The following is a 22,158-nucleotide window of genomic DNA, read 5'->3' on the forward strand; positions in this document are numbered from 1 at the left end:
TTGATGTAATTTTCCTGAAAAATCTTTTGGTCTAATTGAAAGCGCAAATTTTAATACTACATTCTGTCAGGTAATCTACCATAGGGATGATTTGATAGTTTAATTGTCATGGTTTAGTGAAATTTATTAACTCACATCAGGGGGCATCATGGTGGAAAGTAATCCCAAACGGCAGTTGGTAATTATTGGGGGAGCAGAAGATAAGGATGGAGATTCTCAAATTCTGCGAGACTTTGTGCGACGCGCTGGGGGTACGAAGGCGTACATTGTCATTATGACGGCAGCAACAGAATTACCAAGAGAAGTGGGAGAGAATTATATTAGAGTTTTTGAGCGGCTAGGAGCCGAGAATGTTCGCATTATTGATACAGAAACCCGCGAAGACGCATCATCATCTACCGCATTAGAAGCAATTCATAAATCAACTGGGGTATTTTTTACCGGTGGAGATCAAGCTCGCATCACCAATATCCTCAAGGATACCGAAATCGATGCGGCGATTCATAAACGTTTCGCGGAAGGTGTAGTTATCGCTGGTACAAGCGCGGGCGCTGCTGTGATGCCAGATAAAATGATAGTTGAAGGTGATTCTCAAACACATCCTCGAATTGAAACTGTTGAAATGGGCCCTGGTCTAGGCTTTTTACCAGGAGTGGTAATTGACCAGCATTTTTCTCAGCGTGGACGTTTGGGACGCTTAATTTCAGCTTTAATACTAGAACCTGCTGTTTTAGGATTCGGTATTGATGAGAATACCGCTATGGTCGTAACCGATAACCAAATTGAAGTGATTGGTGCAGGTGCGGTGACGATTGTTGATGAATCAGAAGCTACATACAACAATATGGGCGAAATTCTGAAGGATGAGTCTTTGGCGATTTGCGGAGCAAAGCTTCACATTTTGCCACATGGATTCAAATTTGACTTGAAAACTCGCCAACCTATCCTAAATAATGTCTCTGTAGCAAATGTCTCTGTACCTGTTGGTTGAATGAACGCCTAAATTTTAGCAGGTGCGTTTACTCGAATAAATAATTAATAATTGTAGATTATTGGCATTTATCTCTTGAATATCCTCCCAAGTACTCTCAGAAATAGGGGACACAGCCCCCCTTTTTTCAGGAAGAAAGGGGGGATTAATTTTTAAGATTTCTTATCTTAACTTCGGCAAACTGTTATAAATAAGTAATATCAACTTTACATGATGATGCACTTAATATTTATTAAACGAATTATCAAGTATGTGTAGTACATAAAGAAACAGATTGATAAATGAATTAATTATGAAGTTAAATTTAATAAAAAATTGGTACAAGTAGGTAATAATTAATTCAAACTATATATTGAATGCCGATCAACTTTTATGACAATCTACTTTTATAGCACTCGTGAAGAATATGGTTGTTTCTCTAACTTTTCGCCCCACGGGTTTCAATTAGATGGATTGTATTGGTCAACCAGCGAACACTACTTTCAAGCGCAAAAGTTTGTGGATACACCTCATGTAGAACAAATCCGCCAAGTTAAAACACCTAAAGATGCGGCAAGAATGGGGCGTGAGAGAACCCGTCCACTACGTCAAGATTGGGAACAAGTTAAAGACGATATCATGCGGCAAGCTGTGCTATGTAAATTTCAAACTCATACAGATATTAGGAATATCTTACTTTCCACAGGCAATGCAGAAATTGTTGAAAACTCGCCCATCGATTTTTATTGGGGTTGCGGAGCCGATGGTAGCGGTAAAAATATGCTAGGAAAAATTTTAATGGAGGTACGAGAGAGCCTGCACCATACATACAGCGAAGATGTTGATCGTAAAAGCGTTAAATGATGCGCTAAACCAACCTGATGAAAGATACCTTCTGGTTTTGGGAACACTATATTTACCACCAGACTTAAAAGGAAGGGGTTGATGCCTAAAGGCGAATGGAATAATAGATCGAAAAATACAATTCCCCTACAATCACCCATAACATACTTAAAACCAGTGAAGCGTAATACAATTACTCATGAATTTGGCTCTGGTTCACACGCTGAAATACTACCACCACAGGAAAATGATGATAATTTATCGGAAGCATCCAAGCTACTACGGCAAGGAATTCAACAGCAGCAAGCTGGTGAATTAATTGCGGCGCTGAAATCTTTACAACAAGCTTTAGGGCTGTTTCAGGGAGTTGGGGATTTGCAAAAACAGGCACAGGCGCTTTCTTTTTTAGGATTGGTAACTTATGGCGCTGGAGACTATAAAGGTGCAATATCTTACTCCCAGCAGTGTTTGTCTTTGCTCAATAACACCTCAGATTTAGCATTGCAAATGCAAGCACTTTCCCATTTAGGAAATTCATACCGTCATTTGAATGACCATAACAAGGCTATTGAGTTTCTAGAAAAGTGTTTGAAAATAACGCAACAGCTGCAAGACAAACGGAGTCAAGTTGCAGCACTGAATAATTTGGGATTGGTATATAAATCTTTGAGTAACTTTACACAGGCTATTGAGTATCAGCAGCAAAGTCTAGAGATTGTGCGAGAACTTAAAGATAACTGGGGCGAGGAACAGGTACTTAAAAATTTGGGTAATGCTTGGTATGCTTTGAATAATTATCCAAAAGCGATCGCTTATTATGAGCAGTGTGTAGTACTAGCACGCTCATTAAAAAATGTTCGCAGTGCTTCTCAGGTACTCAAAAATCTGGGTAATGCTTGTTATGCTCTAAGTGATTATACTAAAGCTATTAAGTATTATGAAGATAGGTTGCTATTAGCCAGAGAAATCCAAGACAAACGTGGCGAGGAACAATCTTTAGGTAGTTTAGGAGTTGCTTGTGAAGCTCTGGGTGACTATAACAAAGCAATTACATATTATGAACAACGTTTGCTGTTAGCCAGGAATATCAAAGACCGTCGTAGTGAAGAAGAAGCTCTCGATCGTTTGAGAGTCGCTTGCTACGCCTTGGGTGATTATGCCAAAGCTATGCAATACCAGCAAGGAACATCTTCAAATAATTCGTAATTCGTAATGGGGATTTAGGAAGAGCCATAAATAAAACTTGCTGATGACGTTAGCTCTATTGACCAAAACGCCCAAAATTCGTTAAAAAGCAAGAGAGGCAGAGGAATAATTAAAATTTAATAATTCAAAATTACTCGCACAGATCGATTGGCCCTATTGGATTTTGTTGCTGGAGATATCTGAGAACCTCTGATGTATCAACTTGGGGAAATTGGGCGTAGAAATTACTCACACTCCAAAAGGGTTCTGGTGTTTCCAAGACGATTGTGCGATCGCCCCACTGTTCTAACCAAGGTAGCAATCTTTGTGGTGCGACTGGAGTACATAGCCAAACTGCTGCTGGAGACAGTGCTTTGATAGCAGTTGCCGCTACCGCTATTGTCATTCCTGTAGCAATGCCATCATCAACTAAAATAGCCGTAGCATTCTCGGCATTCACCTGCGGACAAGCAGTAATTAATTGAGCCTCAAGAGACTTAGCTTGGATGATAGCTTTATTTAAAGCCACTTCGCGCAACCTTGTATCATCTTTAAACCGAAATAGCTTTTGATCAGTCCAAAGAACATTTCCGTAAGTAGTCACTGCACCAATTGCTAACTCTGGGTTTTCTGGATGGCTAATCTTTTTCGCTACAACGATTGTCAACGGACAATCCAATAGACGTGCTACTGGTGCTGCTACTGGTATACCCCCTCTTGGCAAAGCATAAACAACTGGTACAGGTTTTATCCCAGAAGCAATAGTTTGCTGAGTCAAAACATCCTGAATCACTCGCGCTAATAACTCACCCGCATGGGTGCGATCGGCAAAAAGCGGGGTCTGTGACATGAGTTCTCCCCAGCATCTTAGGACGGCACTGCTTTTATCATGACTGAATTTTGTCTCAACTTAACTGATACAATAAGATTTTGTATAAATAATTAAGTATTCAGCAAAAGTCTATTTATTCAGATAAATCTGCAACCAGAGCAGTATTTAACTCAGATAAAACAGCTGGCGCTGATATCAAAATCCTAATTTTCATGAGCAGCGAAACTCAACTCAGCCTCTTCGACGACTCAACCTTTAACCAACGAGAACTAATTCCTACAGACGCTAAAATTGCGATCGCTCCCGGAACTTATTCCACCATAACGGAGTTGGCACAGCATTGCGATCGCTGCCACCGTTGTCCATTGGGAGACACTCGGACTCATGCTGTGGTCGGACGCGGTAATCTCAAAGCGCCAATTATGGTTATTGGGGAAGCGCCTGGTCAAAATGAAGACGAAACTGGTTTACCATTTGTAGGTAGATCGGGGCAATTGCTGGAGAAAATTCTGGCATCGGTGAATCTAACTACCGAGCATGATGTATATATCGCTAATATAAATAAATGTCGCCCACCAGATAATAGAGTTCCTACTCCTGTAGAAGTGGCGGCTTGTCTACCCTACTTACTAGAGCAAATTCGCCTAGTTGACCCTAAAATAATCTTGTTAACAGGTGCAACTGCTGTCAAAGGCATCACTGGCGATAAGCGGGGGATTACGAAAATTCGCGGACAGTGGCTGGAGTGGGAAGGGCGTTTATGTATGCCGATTTTTCATCCTTCGTACTTACTGCGTAACCCTTCTAAAGAAAGAGGTGCACCTAAATGGTTGATGTGGCAGGATATCCAGGCAGTGCGGGCTAAGTTAGACGAATTCCAAAATAACAATTAAACCTCGTCTACCTTGATAACCGTAGTTTTGCAGCGATCGCGTAACCCAACATAAATAAGGTGGTAATGTTGGGTTGCCTTTCACTTTACCCAACCTACTAGCGTGACTTCCATGACTTTAATCAAGCCATGCTCAAGGGTGAATCGATGGCCCACGCGCTCATCGGCAAGAACTGCATAAGCCTTGTCACGCACGACCTGATGCACATCGACCAAAATGCGCCCGTCCTCCTCCAAGTAAAAGGAAACCGGCTCGACGTGCGGATTGATCTCGCTCCATTGCTCCGTCCAGTAAGCGCGAACTTCTTCAGGCCCACGGACAAAACCGCCTTTGAACGCTTTCGGCCAAGCGACGTCAGGAGTCATGAGGGCAAGGGCAGTGTCAATGTCTCGTGCGTTGAAGGCCGCGTAAGCCGCACGGAGCAGTTCGATTTCTGGTGCAGGTTGATCTGGCATAAGAGGTATGGTGAAGGAGATGCCGCAGGGCATAAAAATTTATTATACCGTTAAAGCTAAGTAGTGTTATCTTTGCGGGACACAACTACGCGCTAATTGCACTCACTGTGGCGAGTTAGTAGTGTCCACCAGATATAACAGTACCTAATTGCGATCGCCTGTTTTAATTGAGGTGGAAGCGATCGCATCTGAGTTAAGTTAGTATTACATCAAGTCAGTCAGGGAAATTAGCCTTTCTTTCAAGTAACTTGTATTTTTATTAACAAATATTCGGGTAATGGATAGCTGGCTGACAGCAAGAAAGGTAGAGGTGGGGTTCTAAGAACAACTAGTAAGGGCAGCACCACATTGATCTTCCCTTGTCAACCAACCTTTAACACCTTGATATTCCACCTGCGCCCAATCTCCCTGACAGCCTAACAATTTGACAGCCGTATTTGCAGGAATTGTTCTCACTTTTCGGCTTTCTTGACTATTACTAGCATATAAATCTACGCCATTAGTGCCGTAGCCCTGCGTTGTTAAACCTAACTTTGGCACAAATACCCATCCAGTTCCTTGAAAACCATTACTAGCATTAGTAATCTGTACCCAATCTCCAGTAGCACCAATAACTTGAACTGTTTCGTTGATGGGGATTTGCCCTAAAATTGTGTTATTTGTACTTGCACCATTCCGCACATTTAAACCTTGTATATCTGTATCGGTGACGTAGGCAAGAATATCGCACTTTTGTGGATTAGTTGATTTCGCTAAAGCTATTTGATAAGCTATACCTGTATTGATCATCACGCTAATACAACTAAATACCAATCCTATTACTAACTTTGATGGTGCATTTTTCAGTTTTTTTGTCATAATTTGCTCAATTTTTTTGCTTCAGTACCTAAGATTTGAGTTCGATTTCTATCTCATAATCTACCCAAACAAATTAAAGCTAACTTTATAACGTAGTTATCTAAAAATAATTTTAGTACTGTAATAACACTTTTCATTTTACAAAATTTAGTCCTGCGATGTCTACGACGGGCTACGCCTACGCAGATGGATGCAATACAACGCTATGATTGTGTATTAAAATGCTTATAGTGTAATTAACGCTAATAGTGAGTAAAATTTTGATAATTTATTAATTTATATGAACCATAAAATACAGCCCATATCAGATGGCATAGGTCAAGAAATTATTAATATTGACAATAGCAGTATTTTAGAATTAGACAAAGAAGAAATTATTCGTCTATTTAAAGATTATGGAGTTTTACTTTTTAGAGGATTTGATGTTGATGTTGAAATCTTTAAAGAATTTACCAATCTGTTGAGTACCAATTTTATAAATTATGCTGGTGGTGCATTCAGTAGGAAGGTAATTAATGGAGATGAGACTCTTTTAAGTGTAAACGATTTTAAGTCTGAGATTAAATTGCATGGAGAAATGTATTATCAGAAAAATATCCCACTGATGTTGTGGTTTTTCTGTGCTAATCCGCCATTAGAAGATGGTGAAACTACGGTGTGTGATGGTAGAAAATTTTTTAATGAAATTAGTAGTTCAACCAAAGAGTTATTCAGCAAAAAGAAGTTAAAATTTACTGTTCAGATATCTCAAGAGGACTGGCAGAAAAAATACCAAACAGATGATTTGAACCAGCTAGAAGAAATGTGTCAGAAGAATAATACGTATCTGACAGTAAATGATGATCAATCAATTCTGCTTGAATACATTTGTCCAGCTATTATCCCCAGCAGATGTGGAAAATATCAGGTATTTATTAATAGTTTATTGCCTACAAAGCAGTTAAACCCAAAGATTCTTAATTTTGAGGATGGTTCAGAAATTCCTGAAGAGGTTGTCTCTGAACTGAATGACATTGCTGAAAAAATAACCACGGAAATTTTGTGGGAAAGTGGCGATATTTTAATGATTGATAATACAAGAATACTTCATGGTAGAAGGTCTTTTGCTGACGATCAAAGAGATATTTATATCAGGCTATGTTCTCCAGCTTTTTCATTTTGATATTTTTAGGACTTACGTAAACAATATTCAAAACCCTTATTCTCAGGTAGGGACAATTCATGAATTGCCCCTATACTGTGTAGTTTTGCGTAAGTCCTAATTTTATTACAGCAGATATCAAGGTACAGCATTGTTCCCTCTTACTGCATGATTTATAGGTTATTGGTGTAGATAATTGGTCTTTACAAGACGCGATAAATCGCGTCTCTACATTAGGGTTTTGTTGCTCTATCTAAACTGTATTGATCTATAACAGGTTACTTCATATCGTAGCCAAACAAATTTGGGTCTACTTCTCCTAGCTGCAACTCTGCTAAACCATATTCCGCCCATCGTCTCTCTACCATCGCCGCCACATCTGGGTCAGATTCCAAAGGCGAACCCCATTCATGGTCTGTTTCCGGTGGAATCTTTGTAGTCGCATCAATTCCCATCCGTCCACCTAAGCCAATTTTTTCACTGGCAAAATCCAAGGTATCAAAAGGTGTATTTGGCAAAATAAACACATCTCGCACTGGGTCAACTTTGGAACTAATCGCCCACACCACTTGACGCGGATCGCGAATATTTATGTCTTTATCCACAACAATTACAAATTTGGTGTATGTAAATTGTGGTAAAGCACTCCAAAACGCTAAAGCCGCCCGTCGTGCTTGTCCGGGATATGCTTTATCAATGGAAATAATCGCTGCTTTGTAACTCAAAGCTTCCATTGGGAGGAAGAAATCGACAATTTCAGATACTTGTTGGCGCAGTATGGGCGTATAAATGCGATTTAGTGCGATCGCCATCATCGCTTCTTCTTTGGGTGGACGACCGCTAAATGTTGTTAAGTAAATCGGATTTTTCCGGTGCGTCATACACTCAAAGCGTACCAAAGGCGAATCCTCAACGCCGCCGTAATAACCCATGTGGTCGCCAAAAGGCCCATCTGGTAAAACTTCTCCTGGTGTAATTGTTCCTTCCAAGACAAATTCTGAATCGGCGGGAACTTCCAAATCGACAGTTTTACATTTCGCCAACTGCACACCAGAACCGCCGTATAGTCCAGCAAACAGCCATTCTGATAAATCTACAGGGATGGGTGTAGCAGCTGCCATAATAATTAGAGGATCTACACCAAGTGCGATCGCAACTTCTAATTTTTTCCCACGTTCGGCCGCTTTTCGCAAATGCCTCGCCCCACCCCGCACCGATAACCAGTGAACCGTCATCGTATTTTTAGATTGTAGTTGTAAGCGATACACACCTACATTTGGTGTACCCGTCTCACAATCTTTGGTAATTACTAGTCCCAGCGTGATAATCTTGCCAGCATCACCAACATAAGGACGTATCAAAGGCAACTTATTTAAATCTAAATCATTACCTTGAAGCACAACTTGCTGACAAGCGGGGAAAAAGTCTCGTCCTGGTTTCGCCTTCACCACATCAAACAGCACTTTCCCAAAATCTATCGCTTGGGAAATCTTCTTCGGTGGTTTTGGCTGTTGCAGCATACTTAATTTTTTCCCCAGGGTTTCCAACTCCTCTGGATGCTGCATATTCATCGCCCAGCAAATCCTTTCCACAGTTCCCATCAAATTCACCGCCACCGGAAAGGAAGCACCTTTGACGTTTTCAAACAACAACCCTGGACCACCTTTTTGCAGCATTCGGTTGGAAATCTCAGCAATTTCCAATTCCGGGTCAACTAAAGCTGAAATACGCCGTAATTGTCCCTTTTCTTCCAGAATTTTAATGAATCCCCGCAAGTCTCTCGCCATTGTTCTAATAAAGCTGATTATTTAAGAAGTGTGAAGCGCTTTCTTATATTATGGGGTATTGGGCACGGGGCATCGGGCATTGGGCATTAGGAAAGGACAAAGAAGGAATCTGTTCAAGAATCTCTCTAATCCTCTCAACTCTAAGTAAGTTGGCGCGAAAAAACCCAAGTATGTTACGAAACGTAAATAGGCTTAAAGCCCTTACTAATGAACAATGACAGCCTTTACCAGTTAGCTTTTATTGCGCCGGTCTACTTGAATTTGGGAAATTATTGGTTTTAATTGGAAATTAACCTATTTAGTCACTTTTCTTAACTGTCTTTTCCAAAGTATTTAGTTATTGTATCTAGGGATACGCATTTATTTTTTATAAATAAGCGCTAACCTAATCAAACATGGCCAGAATATACTATACCTTCCTGGCAGGCGGTTTTGTTATATGACCCCTGCTAGGTTTATTTATTACAAGCTTTTACAGTGCCTAATTTTGGGATTTTTCTGAATTTTTGTGAGTTTGCGTTAGTGTAGTCCAACCCAAGCATCGCCAACAGCATAAATTTTTGATCCTGACAAGGGGACTTTTAAAACATCCTCTGAAAATATGGGTTTATAAAACATAGCTGAAAATTGCTATTTATCCGAATTCACAAATTTTCTAGAATTTTAAAATATCTAATGATTCTTCTATTTCTAAATCTAATATTATTTCTCGTGTATCTTTGAGTGCTTCTAGCTTACCTTCTTTACGATAGATGTCTGCTGCTTTCTGAAAATCTTCAATTGCTCCCTGTTTATCTGCTATTTCTAAACGAATATTGCCACGATTGTAATAAGCATCGGCATAATTATAATTAATTTGTATTGCTTGAGTATAATCTTCAATCGCTCTCTTAAAATCCCCTAAGTCAGAATGAGCATTACCACGGTTATAATAGGCATCAGCATAATTAGGATTAATCTGTATTGCCTGAGTATAATCTTCAATTGCTCCTTCAAAATCCCCTAAATCAGAACGAGCATTACCACGTTTTTTATAAGCTATGGCATCTTTTGGATTAATCTTGATTGCTTGAGGAAATCCCGGTTGAGAACCTAATAAATAACGAGCAATTCCACGGTTTTTATAAGCATCGGCATAATCGGGATTAATTTTGATTGCCTGGGTATAATCCTCAATTGCTCCTTGATTATCTCCTATATGAGAACGAGCTTCAGCCCGGTTTTTATAAGCTACGGCAACATTAGGATTAATTCTAATAGCCTGAGTGTAATCATTGATTGCTTCTTCTAATCGACCTAGTTGAGACAGAGCTAAACCTCGTTTATTGTAAGATTTAGCATCCTGAATATTCATCTGGATTGCCTGAGAATAATCTGCGATCGCAGCTTCGTAATCACCTATTTGATAGTGAGTCAAACCTCGTTTATAATATAAATCAATATCGGTAGATTTAGCTTGTAAAGCTTTACTATAGTTAACGATCGCATTTGTATATTCTCCTTTCTCAAAATATTCATCCCCCAATTTTGCATAAAGTGTATTTGAATCTTCATTATTATATTCAGGTTGAAAAAAAGATTTGAGTAACTGATTATTGGTTGGCTTAGATAAAATTTCTTGCTTTGGAAGATATTTGTAAATTGATGGTTGTTGTCTAGAATAATTATTTATAGAAGATTGTAACTGTTCTAGATAGCACCATAAACCACCACCATACAACAATTGGTCTATCCCAAAGGAAATTTTACCAGTCTTTAACTTAATCATCCGGGTTGGGAGAAACCCAGCCAAAAAAAGGTGATACTGAGATTGTGCTTCACTTACATCTTCTTGAATCAAAATGCAAACTACAACTGCATTTTTTTCAACTTCTTCAGAACTGATTGACCATCTAACTCTATCAATATTACCGTGACGAGATTTAACCTCGATACCAATAGAGGGGTCAGAAGTCAAGGTAAAATCTATATTGCCATCGCCGCCGAATCGCTTTTCATAATCGACTTCGGTAATAAAATCTGCTAAACGTTCCTTGACAACTTCCTCACCCAACTTCCCTTTAAGATAGCTAATAAACACGTCACGGACTGGCGAAACACGCTTATATTTCTCAGCCATCAACCAGCAAAATTCCCTTAGTGCCTTTAATCTCTCTCCAGAGATTATAGTTAATTCACTATATTGACCTTCGGTTTCACAATGAAGCAGACAACCAGATGTTAACCTTTTAATAAAATCAGACTGTAGCGATCGCAGTAGTGTAATCCAGTCCATTTATATTTCTGCGAATCTTTTAATGAGATTATTCTATTAAAATATCCAGTCGCCGTAAACCTTTTAATTAGCTTTGCAGGATTTACATCATTTTAGGTGCGGCCATGTCTGATTATGCCAAAGTTTTGACTGCTAGGGAAGAGTGTAAGAGTGTGATCGCTGGGAGGATAACCAAAAACGCTTAATTTATCGGGATGTTGAATCTCACTCCACAATAAACAATAAGCATTGCAACTCTCCCTAACCACTTTCGACGTGGGTCTGCGGGTACGTTAATCATAATGGTTTATGGCTCGACTCCACAGTTTTGCCGTGCTTAACCCCAGTGGAAATCCACTCTCACCATCTCATACCAATTTAGGATGGATAAACGGTAGGCAAAGTTACGGGGACTCGCTTTCTCGTGGCGCTAACGTAATTCGTAATTAAGTTTTATAAAAGGGATTAAAAAAAATCACAAAACTTGCTAATGACGAAGAGAGAAAGTTAAGCTATTAAAATTTGTTAAAAGTTATGAATTTGATTCAAAATTATTTAATAAATAAATCATAATGTTCAGTAATTTCTAATTAACAATGTGCTTGTATATAAGCAGCAAGCTAGGAACTTTTATATATGAATTACGATGCTTTCATTGTTCCACCAGGTTCAAAAATTTCTCTGAAAAAAAACTATGACCCAGCTTATAAAGCTGATTTTAATGAAAAAGCTGATGCTGCAATTAAATTACAGGCAGATATTGAGCGATTAGCAAATTACCAGAATATTCTCTATGCTCAGAACACCTACGCCTTGCTGATTATTTTTCAGGCAATGGATGCTGCTGGTAAAGATAGCACAATTAAACACGTGACCTCTGGGGTGAATCCGCAAGGATTTCAGGTGTTTAGTTTTAAAGGTCCCAGTGCGGAAGAATTAGACCATGACTACCTGTGGCGAACAATGAAGGCTTTGCCAGAAAGGGGTCGAATTGGGATATTCAACCGCTCATATTATGAAGAAGCACTAGTAGTTCGTGTCCATCCAGAAATGTTAAGAAAGCAACAACTTCCTCATTTCCCTAATGGAAATAAGATATGGAAGCAACGCTTTGAAGAAATTAATAATTTTGAAAAATATTTAGTAGACAATGGTGTGATCGTTCTAAAGTTCTTTCTTAATGTTTCTAAATCAGAGCAAAAAAAGCGCTTTTTAGAACGGATTGAATATCCTGAAAAAAATTGGAAGTTTTCTGATAGCGATGTCAAAGAAAGAGCTTTTTGGGATGATTATATGAATGCTTATGAAGAAGTTTTTAATAAAACTAGTACAAAATCGGCCCCTTGGTATATTATTCCTGCCGATCGCAAATGGTTTACACGTCTGGTAGTCGCCAATATTATCTGCACAAAACTAGAAGAACTCAATCTGCAATACCCCATAGTTAGTGACGAACATAGACAGCAACTTTTGGAGGCAAAACGCATTTTAGAGCAAGAAGATGAACAAACAACCTTAACAGAGAAAGGCAAAAAAAATAAATTAGTTTAAATATATTGTACAATTTATATAAAGAAAAGATGAGCAGTCGTAAATTTATTAATGCTCCCTGTAAATAATAAGTTTGGTTGGTACTTACAGCCGAAAAATCATGATTCAGATGGCAGAAAATGCCAAGAATAATCCACCCCACTTTACTAATGCTGCCTTTGATATTGTGGCGATCGCAGCGTCAGCAGGTGGTCTGACTGCTCAAATTAAAGTGCTATCGACTCTACCCGCAAAATTCCCAGCCGCGATCGCTCGCTATTGTGCAACACATTTCTCCTGAACATCCGTCATTCATGGCAGAAATTCTCAGTCGGCGCACAGATATTACCGTCAAGCAGGCAAAGGAAGGAGATTACCTCACCCCAGGAACGGCTTACATTGCTCGACCCAATCGTCACTTATTGGTTAACGATGACGGCACACTTTCCTTATCACAGTCGAAATTAGTACATTTTTTACGTCCTTCGGCTGACTTATTATTTGAATCGGTTGCAGCCACTTACAAAGAAAGAGCGATCGCCATCGTCCTAACTGGAACGGGTAGCGACGGCGCGATGGGAGTAGAAGCAATCAAAAAAATGGGTGGTACTGTCATTGTCCAAGACATAAAAACCGCCGAATTTTCCGGGATGCCCTCAGCTGCGATTCAAACTGGCAATGTAGATTTTGTTCTCCCCCTAAATGAAATCTCCAGCACTGTGGTGGCTTTAGTCATGAGAGAATCTAACTAAGCAGAGGGGCAGGGGAGCAGGGGAGATATGTTTTAGAATGCAAGTTAGTGTCACTACACATTAATGAGTCTTTGATACTTGCGGACGTAGCTTGGAACTTTGCCCCCTGCCCCTCTGCCCCTCCCTAACCTATGACTTCCGCAGAAAGAGATCCCAAATTTGAAAATCTCCTGATTTATCTCAGACAAAGCCGGGGATTTGATTTTACAGGCTATAAGCGCTCGACTTTGATGCGTCGAGTCCGCAAGCGGATGCAGTCATTGACTATAGAAAACTTTGAAGAGTATTTAGACTACCTAGAGGTTTATCCAGAAGAGTTCAATTATCTTTTTAACACTATCTTAATTAACGTCACCGCTTTTTTTCGAGATTCATCAGCTTGGGAATACCTAGCAGATGAAATACTGCCTAATCTGATTAGGAATAAAAAAACTTCTGACCAAATACGTATCTGGAGTGCTGGCTGTGCTTCTGGAGAAGAAGCTTACACTTTAGCAATGTTGATGGCTGAAATATTGGGAGCAGAGGAATTTCGCCAACGGGTGAAAATCTACGCCACAGATGTAGATGAAGAGGCTCTCAACCAAGCTCGTCAAGCCATGTATTCAGCAAAAGATGTCCAGGAAGTATCAGATGAACTGCGACAGAAATACTTTGAGATTGTTGGTAATCGCTATGTCTTCCGTCAAGACTTGCGACGCTCAGTGATTTTTGGTCGTCACGATCTGCTTCAAGATGCGCCCATTTCGCGCTTAGATTTGCTGGTTAGTCGCAATACATTAATGTATTTTAATTCGGAGACTCAAGGGCGAATTCTAGCCCGATTTCATTTTGCGCTTAATGATAATGGCTATCTATTTTTGGGGAAAGCAGAGATGCTATTGATGCATTCTAATCTGTTTACCCCAATAGACTTAAAAAACCGAATATTTAGTAAGGTATCGTCGGTTAATATACGCGATCGCCTCCTAGTTATGGCAAATTCAGTAGATGAAGAATCTAAGAGCCGTATGTCTCAACATTTGCGGCTGCGAGACATGGGTTTCGACACATCACCAATCGCCCAAGTAGTCATTGATATCAATGGCTCTCTGGTAATGGTGAATGAGCAGGCACGGACTTTGTTTGCCCTTTCCCCCAAAGATTTAGCTCGTCCTTTTCAGGATCTAGAACTTTCCTATCGACCGATTGAATTGCGATCGCTAATTGAACGGGCTTATACTGAACGCCGCCCAATTACCCTAACAAATATAGAGCGCTATTTGTCTAACACAGACACTCAATATCTGGATGTGCGAATTACGCCTTTGCAAGAAACAGACACCAATTTTTTAGGTATTAGCATCTCCTTTCATGATGTCACTCGTTATATTAAACTCCAAGATGCTCTGCAACGCTCGCAACAGGAATTAGAAACTACCAACGAAGAACTCCAATCTACCAATGAAGAATTAGAAACTACCAACGAAGAACTCCAATCCACCAATGAAGAATTAGAAACTACCAACGAAGAACTCCAATCCACTAATGAAGAATTGGAGACGATGAATGAAGAACTCCAATCTACTAATGAAGAATTACAAACAATTAATAACGAACTGAGCCAGCGCACCACAGAACTTAATCGCGCAAATATTGTCCTAATCTCTATTCTCAGAAGTCTCCAAACTGGAATAGTGGTAATTGATGGCACCTTTAACATTTCAATTTGGAATTACATGGTAGAGGATTTATGGGGGCTGCGAACTGATGAAGTTCTAGGAAAGTCTATCTTCAGCCTAGATATTGGGCTACCTGTTGAGCAGTTGCGATCGCCCATCCGCGATTCTTTCTCTGGTAAAAAACAATTTCAAGAAATGATCCTTGATGCTACCAATCGTCGAGGTAGGCAAATAAAATGTTACCTGGCAATCACCCCGTTGCTTGGCATGGATATACAGGGAGCAGTTTTGATGATGGCAGATGTAGAGAGAGTCCATAGTATGATTTCTAGTCAAGATATGGAGGAACGGCGGCAGCAGGAATAATTGACAGCAGTTTTTCTTTGCAAGAAGTACAAAGAAAGCTACAAATTTTGATGTAGTTATTGCTGGAGTTATAAACTCTTTATTTATGATTTTGAGCTTTGAATTTTGTACCTAATTTACTAGTCACACTGAAAAAATATAGAGACTTAGTACTATGGCAATCTCAAAATTTAGATTCAATTTTTTGGCTCAACCAATCGCAAAAACTAGCATGATAGAGACTATAATAGATTTCTGTTGCTATTGATTTTAAATGTAAAAATTCTCGCCACTTGTCTAAAATTACCTTGATTTCATATTCATCTGTATCTAATCTTTGTGCGAGCGTTTCTATTGAAGTTGATTGCTCTTGAACTAAGATATTTAACACCTGTAAACCTATTGCTTGCTGTTTACTGGTTACTAAGTTTATCTTGTCTAAATGATTTTGGTAATAAATTTGTAAGTTTTCGGGATAAATATCCTCATTAATAGCTGCTAAGATTTCCCTAACATACAAAAAGTTAGTCTCGTCATCATCAAAACCTTTCTCTATCAAGTTTAGCGAAACATCTTTTGTATTCTTATCTTCGCTAAATCTACGCACCCTGTGGGAAGCCGCAGAAGCGTCTACAGAATGAGATGATTTATTTAAATAATTTTTAATATATTCTTGGATATCAGCGCGATTTTTTTCTTGGTAATTTGATAAATCTAAACATTGGGCTGGAGTTTCGATTAATAAGCCTGATTTATCTGTCAGAAACGGACGACGAGTAAGGATAAAATAAACTTTTTCTGGTAGATAACGTGGTAAATAGAATATATTGGAACCACGTGGTTGATTGTTGATATCAATCCTATCACAGCCATCAATTGTAATAATTAACCGTTGATCGGGATGCAATCTATCGCTGATTTGTTGTAGTAATAATGATAAAAATCCACTGCCTTCTGTGGTAAAATCAGAAAAGTTAGCTGTAATATTTGCGCTACCTTTATTTTTGGCAATTTCTATTAATTGAGTGCCAATGTTTGTAAAAAATTCCTCAACGTGATTTTTACCTGCAATTTCCACATTGTAATAGACAACGCCAGAATTTTGGCTAACATAATGGGCAATAATGGCACTTTTACCAATACCAGGATCGCCGATAATAGTAAAGTAGCCACGGTCATATTGATTGATAAAATTTTTAATAGCAGAAAAGACAAATTCACGACCGACAAAATTATAATTTTTGGTGTTGATAAATTGCTCAAATTCGGCAGTATATTTAGGGATATTATTCATTTTTTAACCCCCTTCCAAATGCAGAAAATGAACCCGACCTGAATGTTCCCCGATGAGAAATGTTAATCCATCTGGAGAAACTGTACAGCAATATATAGAACTTTCACCGGTAAAAGTAGAGATTACCTTTCCTGTCTCTAAATCCCACAGTTTCAGGGTGGTGTCAGTAGAACTAGAAACGGCTTTTTGGCCATCTGGAGTTATAGCTACTGCTGTTACCGAGTCTTTATGACCGCTTAGGGTAGAGATTGCCTTTCCTGTCTCTAAATCCCATAATTTCAAGGTGGTGTCAGCAGAACTAGAAACGGCTTTTTTTCCATCTGGAGTTATGGCTACTGCATTTACCGAGTCAGTATGACCTCTGAGGGTAGAGATTGCTTTTCCTGTCTCCAAATCCCATAATTTCAAGGTGGTGTCAGCAGAACTAGAAACGGCTTTTTTTCCATCTGGAGTTATGGCTACTGCATTTACCGAGTCAGTATGACCTCTGAGGGTAGAGATTGCTTTTCCTGTCTCCAAATCCCATAATTTCAAGGTGGTGTCAGCAGAACTAGAAACAGCTTTTTTTCCATCTGGAGTTATGGCTACTGCATTTACCGAGTCAGTATGACCTCTGAGGGTAGAGATTGCTTTTCCTGTCTCCAAATCCCATAATTTCAAGGTGGTGTCAGCAGAACTAGAAACAGCTTTTTGACCATCTGGAGTAATAGCTACTGCATTTATCGAGTCTTTATGACCTGTAAGTGTAGAGATCTGCCATCCCGTCTTCAAATTCCACAGTTTCAGGTTATTAGAAACAGAAACAGCTTTTTTTCCATCTGGGGTGATGGCTACTGCATTAACTAAACCTCTATGACCTCTCAGAGTAAAGGTTTCTCTTCTTGTCTCCACATTCCATAGTTTCAGAGTCCAAAGCTTTAGAGTCCACAGTTTCAGGGTGTTGTCACTAGAAGCAGAAATTGCTGTTTGACCATCTGGGGTAATGGCTACTGAATTTATTGAGTTGTTATGCCCTCTCAGGGTAGAGATTTCCTTTCCCGTCTTTAAACTCCACAGTTTCAGGTTATTAGAAACAGAAATGATTGTTTGACCATCTGGGGTAATGGCTACTGCATTTACTGAATTGTTATGACCTCTCAGGGTAAACATTTCCCTTCCCGTCCGCAAATTCCATACTTTCAGGGTGTTGTCACTAGAAGCCGAAACTACTTTTTGACCATCTGGAGTAATGGCTACTGCATTTACCAAATCGTTATGACCAGTCAGGGTAGAGATTTCCCTTCCCGTCTGCAAATTCCATAGTTTCAGGGTGTAGTCACTAGAAGCAGAAACGGCTGTTTTACCATCTGGAGTAATGACTACTGCATTTACCGAGTTTTTATGACCTTTGAGGGTAAAGATTTCCCTTTGCGTTTCTAAATCCCACAGTTTCAACAGTTTCAGATGACTACTTAAAGAAGAAAAATCTCTACCAGTCTGCAAATTCCATAGTTTCAGGGTGTTGTCACTAGAAGCAGAAACGGCTGTTTGACCATCTGGAGTAATGACTACTGCATTTACCGAGTTTTTATGACCTCTGAGGGTAGAGATTTCCCTTCCCGTCTCCAAATCCCATAGTTTTAGAGTCCACAGTTCCACGCTATTAGAAACAGAAACGGCTGTTTTACCATCTGGGGTAATAGCTACTGCATTTACCGAGTCTTTATGACCGCTTAGGGTAAAGATTTCCTTTCCCGTCTGTAAATCCCATAGTTTCAGGGTGTTGTCATCGGAAGCAGAAACGGCTGTTTGACCATCTAGTGCGATTGCTACTGCATTTACCAAGGCTTTATGACCAGTTAAGCTAAAGATTTCTCCTCCTGTCCACAAATCCCATACTTTTAGGGTGTTGTCATCGGAGGCAGAAACAGCTGTTTGACCATCTGAGGTTATGGCTACTGCATTTACCGAAGCTTTATGACCAGTCAGGGTACGTAGTAAGTTTCCTCCTGGAGTAGTTAAAGTGGCTGTGATGGGGTAAAAGCGAGGATTTTCACTTTTACTTTGGACTGCATCTGCCAATATTTTCTGAATTTCTGGTTCAGGAAAACTCTGCAATCTACCCCATAATTGCCCTACTAATTGATTTGGGTCTTGATTTAAAATATGGGCTGATAACTGTAGGGTACGTTCGATTAATTTCAGAGTTTTGACTTGCCCATAATCTACTCTCTCGTCTTCCTCTAACCTATCTAATATCTCTGGATCATCAATCAAATAATAATCCCTAATTAGGGTTTCTACTCCAAATTGAGGATATTGGATTTTTAGAGAAATAAAATCAAAATCCGTGAGGGTTTCATAATATTTTTTTGAGTTGCCTACCTTTAATTGTTGCTCAGGAAATTGACCCAAAAACAAATTTTGAAATTCTGCTGATTTTGAAGCTAATTTAGTGGCAATTTTCCCCATATCATGCCATCTCCTTCAGCATATAATTAGCCATACTCTTATTAACTTCTCTAAAGAGCTTTCTACCTTTACCTAGTTTGTCTTGAGATTTGAGAAATTCCAGAAAACTTCGATGATAAATACTATAGTAAGTTTTTTGTTCATCTGCATTTACTTTCGGTGTTACATATTCAACCCAATCGTTTAATACCGATTTCACCTCATATTCTTCCTCATCAAGAATCTCCGCAATCATATTTATGGATATTGGTTCACCTCTTTCTACCAATATATAAAGTATTTTTACCTTTTTTTCATTGGATTCTTTATCCATCCCCATACGATTCCAATGAGTTGTATAATAGTCTTGAAGCCCTTGCGGTAATCCTTTTAAATTTAAATCATTGTATTTACCTTCAGAGATTCCGGGTAAGAGATAGCGTAAATATATAAAATTATTTTCACTCTTCACAGCTATTTCTTGAGTGAAACTATCTTCAGAAATATGGCGTTCATTAATCCACTTCTTCAGGTCTGAATCATTATTTAGATATAATTGAATATACTCTTTAACATCTTCCTGACTCAAAGCTGTATAATCACCTTGTGTTAAATCTAATTCATATACAGGAGTATCTGGAGACAAAGTTAAACGTTTTGTCTCTTGATTATAAAGTCTTCTAGTCAGTAATAAATAAACTCCATCAGGAAGATTTTGTGGTAAATCTAAAAGATTACCATTTCCTTCTTGTTCTACTTCATCTAGTGCATCAACAACAATTACAAGTTTTTGTCCCTTTAGTTTTTCACTAGCTTTTTGCAGTAAAGTCCTTAAATCAGTGTTATCTGCATTTTGGAGGGAATAACGCTTAATTAATTGTTGACGAATACTAGCTAGAAACTTCTCTGGTTTGTTGCGTCCTTCTGCGAAAACATTAAAATAACAAGGGAATTTATAAGCTAGAACATATTTAGCAGCAATGGCACTTTTACCCATCCCTGCATCCCCAACTATACTAAAATAACCTTTGGGTTGAGTTGTAAAAAATTTTTGAATAGCCTTAAAAACAAAATCACGTCCGCAAAATAAGCGAGTCTTTTCAAAGATTAATGCTTTAAACTCTTTGGAATAAACATCTAAGTTCCAATCTGGATAAGGCTGATATTTTGAGGCTTTTGTTTGTTTGGCAACTGCAATAAAAGCTTCACCAAATTCTTCTATTTCAGCCAGGAAGTTTATTTTAGCATTGATTAACTGCGTTTTCAATTTGCTGCTTTGATTAAGAAATTTTTTTGTATTTTCTACGAACTTAAAGGGAGTATTAGAACTGTAAGCATCCCAAAAATAACCTTTAATTTCTTTTTCTCTAAACAAGTTTAAAATTGCTTCATGCTTAAAAACACCATATCGGATCAAAGCGTAAATATAAACAGTATCAATATCATCATAAATTTGGGTAGGATTGAGTTTTAATTCGTGCAAAATGTTAATAATAGCTTCGTTCTTTTGAGCTTGTTTAATGATTAGTTGACTAGCTTGAGGGGCATATTTACTAATTACTGAAGTAATGGCAGCAAATTCTATCATTTTTATTCCCGAAATTTTACTATTTTGCTGATGAGTAGTATTACAAATATTACACAGTAGGTAATACTGGGTAATATTAATCGCGCATCTGCCAAAACTTGCTTGTGCTGCTGCTATAGCAATAGCTTCTGTGGACAAAGCCTACGCACAAGATTGTAATTGTGTGATACTAAGCGTTATTTTTAACACATACTGCGTAGGGGCGTACAGCTAGCTGTGCGCCCCTACTATAAACAAATTGCTCCATCCACGATTAAAATCAATTTGCTAAGGTACTCAGCTAAATTAACATTCTGGAGTTTTGTGACTCTGTGCTTATTCAATTACAGACAATCAACGTCCTAAAACAGCCTACTAGCTCTGCTTGGGTTGAACAAGCGATCGCTAACCTAGACATCATCTTACTCGACCACTCCCACTGTGAACGCAAAGCAGCAGGCGTGGCTTTAAATATGATGTTTCGCTACCCTTCCAATACTAAAATGGTGCGGGAACTAACTGCGATCGCCCGCGAGGAACTAGAACACTTTGAGCTAGTTAACCAATGGTTAGAACGCCGGAATATTCCCTTAGCTCCCTTACCACCGCCTCCCTACGGCGCAGGTTTAAAGGCTCAAGTTCGCCCAAAAGAACCTGAGCGATTTCTGGATTCCTTACTAGTCACTGGTTTAATCGAAGCTCGTTCTCACGAGCGCCTGGGACTATTAGCTGCTCATTGTCCAGAACCAGAGTTAGCAAAATTTTATCGTGGGCTAATGGCATCTGAAGCGCGTCACTACGGTATATATTGGGTTTTAGCTGCTACTTATTTCGACAGAGAAATTGTCATGCAACGGCTTGATGAATTAGCAATTGTCGAAAGCGAGTTACTGGCGACTTTGCACTCAGAACCTAGAATTCACAGTTAGTAGATTAAGGTAACAGACATGAAGCTTCAGTTAACACATCTGAGACTGCTTGTATCCAACTACAAAGATTCTTTTCTGTTCTACCGGGATCTGCTGAAATTTGATGTCGATTGGGGCGATGAAGAGAGCGGATATGCTGAGTTGAATACCGGATATCTCAAGTTGGGTTTGTTCAAAAAAGAATTAATGGCTGAAGTAGTTCCAAGAATTGAACAGCCTTCATACATTGTCAATCGAGATAAAATAGTCTTGGTTTTCGCAGTCGATAACGTCGATGAGGTTTATGAGCAAGTAAAAAATCATAATGCGATCGTTGTGACTGAACCACAAGATCGCCCAGACTGGGGAATTCGCACCGCTCATTTTCGCGATCCTGATGGCAATCTCATTGAAATTTACAGCAATCTAGGAATTGTCAGTTAAAAATTCGCT

The 22,158-nt window shown here is 39.1% G+C and carries 17 protein-coding genes and 1 pseudogene; 10 read left to right on the top strand and 8 right to left on the bottom strand.

Annotated elements, in window-relative coordinates; genetic code table 11:
- The first annotated feature begins 148 nt into the window (after positions 1–148).
- From FBB35_RS17585 to FBB35_RS17595, 3 genes are all read left to right on the top strand, one after another.
- The gene (locus FBB35_RS17585; RefSeq protein ID WP_174710734.1) at positions 149–991 is read left to right on the top strand and encodes a cyanophycinase; all 843 of its coding nucleotides are present in this window, start codon (positions 149–151) and stop codon (positions 989–991) included.
- 372 nt (positions 992–1,363) lie between these two features.
- Positions 1,364–1,834 carry an NADAR family protein gene (locus FBB35_RS17590; RefSeq protein ID WP_174710735.1) on the top strand — a complete coding sequence of 157 codons (471 nt, stop codon included), beginning with the start codon at positions 1,364–1,366 and terminating at the stop codon, positions 1,832–1,834.
- Positions 1,835–1,915: 81 nt separating this feature from the next.
- Positions 1,916–3,019, top strand: coding sequence for a tetratricopeptide repeat protein (locus FBB35_RS17595; protein ID WP_174710736.1), 1,104 nt, complete (start codon positions 1,916–1,918; stop codon positions 3,017–3,019).
- 130 nt (positions 3,020–3,149) lie between these two features.
- Here FBB35_RS17595 and FBB35_RS17600 read toward each other — a convergent pair whose 3' ends face one another.
- On the bottom strand, positions 3,150–3,848 hold the full coding sequence (locus FBB35_RS17600) for a phosphoribosyltransferase (RefSeq protein WP_174710737.1): 699 nt from the start codon (positions 3,846–3,848) through the stop codon (positions 3,150–3,152).
- A 194-nt stretch (positions 3,849–4,042) separates the two neighbouring features.
- On the opposite strand from FBB35_RS17600, the gene FBB35_RS17605 reads away from it, so the two are divergent.
- Positions 4,043–4,723, top strand: coding sequence for a uracil-DNA glycosylase family protein (locus tag FBB35_RS17605; protein ID WP_174710738.1), 681 nt, complete (start codon positions 4,043–4,045; stop codon positions 4,721–4,723).
- Between the two features lie 80 nt (positions 4,724–4,803).
- Here FBB35_RS17605 and FBB35_RS17610 read toward each other — a convergent pair whose 3' ends face one another.
- Together FBB35_RS17610 and FBB35_RS17615 are read right to left on the bottom strand one after the other, a co-directional pair.
- The gene (locus FBB35_RS17610) at positions 4,804–5,178 is read right to left on the bottom strand and encodes a nuclear transport factor 2 family protein (protein WP_174710739.1); all 375 of its coding nucleotides are present in this window, start codon (positions 5,176–5,178) and stop codon (positions 4,804–4,806) included.
- A 318-nt stretch (positions 5,179–5,496) separates the two neighbouring features.
- Positions 5,497–6,036 carry an SH3 domain-containing protein gene (locus FBB35_RS17615; protein WP_174710740.1) on the bottom strand — a complete coding sequence of 180 codons (540 nt, stop codon included), beginning with the start codon at positions 6,034–6,036 and terminating at the stop codon, positions 5,497–5,499.
- Between the two features lie 280 nt (positions 6,037–6,316).
- Here FBB35_RS17615 and FBB35_RS17620 point away from each other — a divergent pair, with 280 nt between their 5' ends.
- On the top strand, positions 6,317–7,198 hold the full coding sequence (locus FBB35_RS17620; RefSeq protein WP_174710741.1) for a TauD/TfdA family dioxygenase: 882 nt from the start codon (positions 6,317–6,319) through the stop codon (positions 7,196–7,198).
- Positions 7,199–7,455: 257 nt separating this feature from the next.
- Here FBB35_RS17620 and FBB35_RS17625 read toward each other — a convergent pair whose 3' ends face one another.
- Entirely contained in the window at positions 7,456–8,964 is a 1,509-nt protein-coding gene (locus tag FBB35_RS17625; RefSeq protein WP_163928426.1) for a UbiD family decarboxylase, read from the bottom strand.
- A gap of 655 nt (positions 8,965–9,619) precedes the next feature.
- Positions 9,620–11,239 carry a tetratricopeptide repeat protein gene (locus FBB35_RS17630; protein ID WP_174710742.1) on the bottom strand — a complete coding sequence of 540 codons (1,620 nt, stop codon included), beginning with the start codon at positions 11,237–11,239 and terminating at the stop codon, positions 9,620–9,622.
- A 615-nt stretch (positions 11,240–11,854) separates the two neighbouring features.
- Between FBB35_RS17630 and FBB35_RS17635 the strand changes: the two genes are divergently transcribed.
- The 3 genes and pseudogenes from FBB35_RS17635 (at position 11,855) to FBB35_RS17645 (ending at position 15,527) form a co-directional block, all read left to right on the top strand.
- Complete coding sequence (locus FBB35_RS17635; protein WP_174710743.1) at positions 11,855–12,769, top strand: polyphosphate kinase 2 family protein; 915 nt, start codon at positions 11,855–11,857, stop codon at positions 12,767–12,769.
- Positions 12,770–12,869: 100 nt separating this feature from the next.
- Positions 12,870–13,500 (top strand): annotated as a pseudogene (locus FBB35_RS17640) (chemotaxis protein CheB).
- Between the two features lie 131 nt (positions 13,501–13,631).
- A complete protein-coding gene (locus FBB35_RS17645; protein ID WP_174710744.1) occupies positions 13,632–15,527 on the top strand; it encodes a CheR family methyltransferase in 1,896 nt (631 codons plus the stop codon).
- A gap of 163 nt (positions 15,528–15,690) precedes the next feature.
- On the opposite strand, the gene FBB35_RS17650 is transcribed toward FBB35_RS17645, so the two are convergent.
- The 3 genes from FBB35_RS17650 to FBB35_RS17660 are packed head-to-tail and all read right to left on the bottom strand — an operon-like array spanning position 15,691 to position 20,956.
- Entirely contained in the window at positions 15,691–16,800 is a 1,110-nt protein-coding gene (locus tag FBB35_RS17650; RefSeq protein WP_174710745.1) for an ATP-binding protein, read from the bottom strand.
- 3 nt (positions 16,801–16,803) lie between these two features.
- The gene (locus FBB35_RS17655) at positions 16,804–19,251 is read right to left on the bottom strand and encodes a WD40 repeat domain-containing protein (RefSeq protein ID WP_174710746.1); all 2,448 of its coding nucleotides are present in this window, start codon (positions 19,249–19,251) and stop codon (positions 16,804–16,806) included.
- Between the two features lies 1 nt (position 19,252).
- On the bottom strand, positions 19,253–20,956 hold the full coding sequence (locus FBB35_RS17660) for an AAA family ATPase (RefSeq protein ID WP_368041776.1): 1,704 nt from the start codon (positions 20,954–20,956) through the stop codon (positions 19,253–19,255).
- Between the two features lie 173 nt (positions 20,957–21,129).
- Here FBB35_RS17660 and miaE point away from each other — a divergent pair, with 173 nt between their 5' ends.
- Both miaE and FBB35_RS17670 read left to right on the top strand, forming a co-directional pair.
- On the top strand, positions 21,130–21,726 hold the full coding sequence (gene miaE, locus FBB35_RS17665) for a tRNA-(ms[2]io[6]A)-hydroxylase (protein ID WP_174710747.1): 597 nt from the start codon (positions 21,130–21,132) through the stop codon (positions 21,724–21,726).
- An 18-nt stretch (positions 21,727–21,744) separates the two neighbouring features.
- Complete coding sequence (locus tag FBB35_RS17670) at positions 21,745–22,149, top strand: VOC family protein (protein ID WP_174710748.1); 405 nt, start codon at positions 21,745–21,747, stop codon at positions 22,147–22,149.
- Positions 22,150–22,158 lie beyond the last annotated feature (9 nt).

The organism is Nostoc sp. TCL240-02, from assembly GCF_013343235.1.
Classification (GTDB): Bacteria; Cyanobacteriota; Cyanobacteriia; order Cyanobacteriales; family Nostocaceae; genus Nostoc.

Coding starts and splice junctions, on each gene's coding strand:
- FBB35_RS17670 (WP_174710748.1), top strand. CDS start 21,745: ATGAAGCTTCAGTTAACACATCTGAGACTGCTTGTATCCAACTACAAA.
- FBB35_RS17650 (WP_174710745.1), bottom strand. CDS start 16,800: ATGAATAATATCCCTAAATATACTGCCGAATTTGAGCAATTTATCAAC.
- FBB35_RS17625 (WP_163928426.1), bottom strand. CDS start 8,964: ATGGCGAGAGACTTGCGGGGATTCATTAAAATTCTGGAAGAAAAGGGA.
- FBB35_RS17615 (WP_174710740.1), bottom strand. CDS start 6,036: ATGACAAAAAAACTGAAAAATGCACCATCAAAGTTAGTAATAGGATTG.
- FBB35_RS17600 (WP_174710737.1), bottom strand. CDS start 3,848: ATGTCACAGACCCCGCTTTTTGCCGATCGCACCCATGCGGGTGAGTTA.
- FBB35_RS17590 (WP_174710735.1), top strand. CDS start 1,364: ATGACAATCTACTTTTATAGCACTCGTGAAGAATATGGTTGTTTCTCT.
- FBB35_RS17630 (WP_174710742.1), bottom strand. CDS start 11,239: ATGGACTGGATTACACTACTGCGATCGCTACAGTCTGATTTTATTAAA.
- FBB35_RS17620 (WP_174710741.1), top strand. CDS start 6,317: ATGAACCATAAAATACAGCCCATATCAGATGGCATAGGTCAAGAAATT.
- FBB35_RS17610 (WP_174710739.1), bottom strand. CDS start 5,178: ATGCCAGATCAACCTGCACCAGAAATCGAACTGCTCCGTGCGGCTTAC.
- FBB35_RS17605 (WP_174710738.1), top strand. CDS start 4,043: ATGAGCAGCGAAACTCAACTCAGCCTCTTCGACGACTCAACCTTTAAC.
- FBB35_RS17595 (WP_174710736.1), top strand. CDS start 1,916: ATGCCTAAAGGCGAATGGAATAATAGATCGAAAAATACAATTCCCCTA.
- FBB35_RS17635 (WP_174710743.1), top strand. CDS start 11,855: ATGAATTACGATGCTTTCATTGTTCCACCAGGTTCAAAAATTTCTCTG.
- FBB35_RS17585 (WP_174710734.1), top strand. CDS start 149: ATGGTGGAAAGTAATCCCAAACGGCAGTTGGTAATTATTGGGGGAGCA.
- FBB35_RS17645 (WP_174710744.1), top strand. CDS start 13,632: ATGACTTCCGCAGAAAGAGATCCCAAATTTGAAAATCTCCTGATTTAT.
- FBB35_RS17655 (WP_174710746.1), bottom strand. CDS start 19,251: ATGGGGAAAATTGCCACTAAATTAGCTTCAAAATCAGCAGAATTTCAA.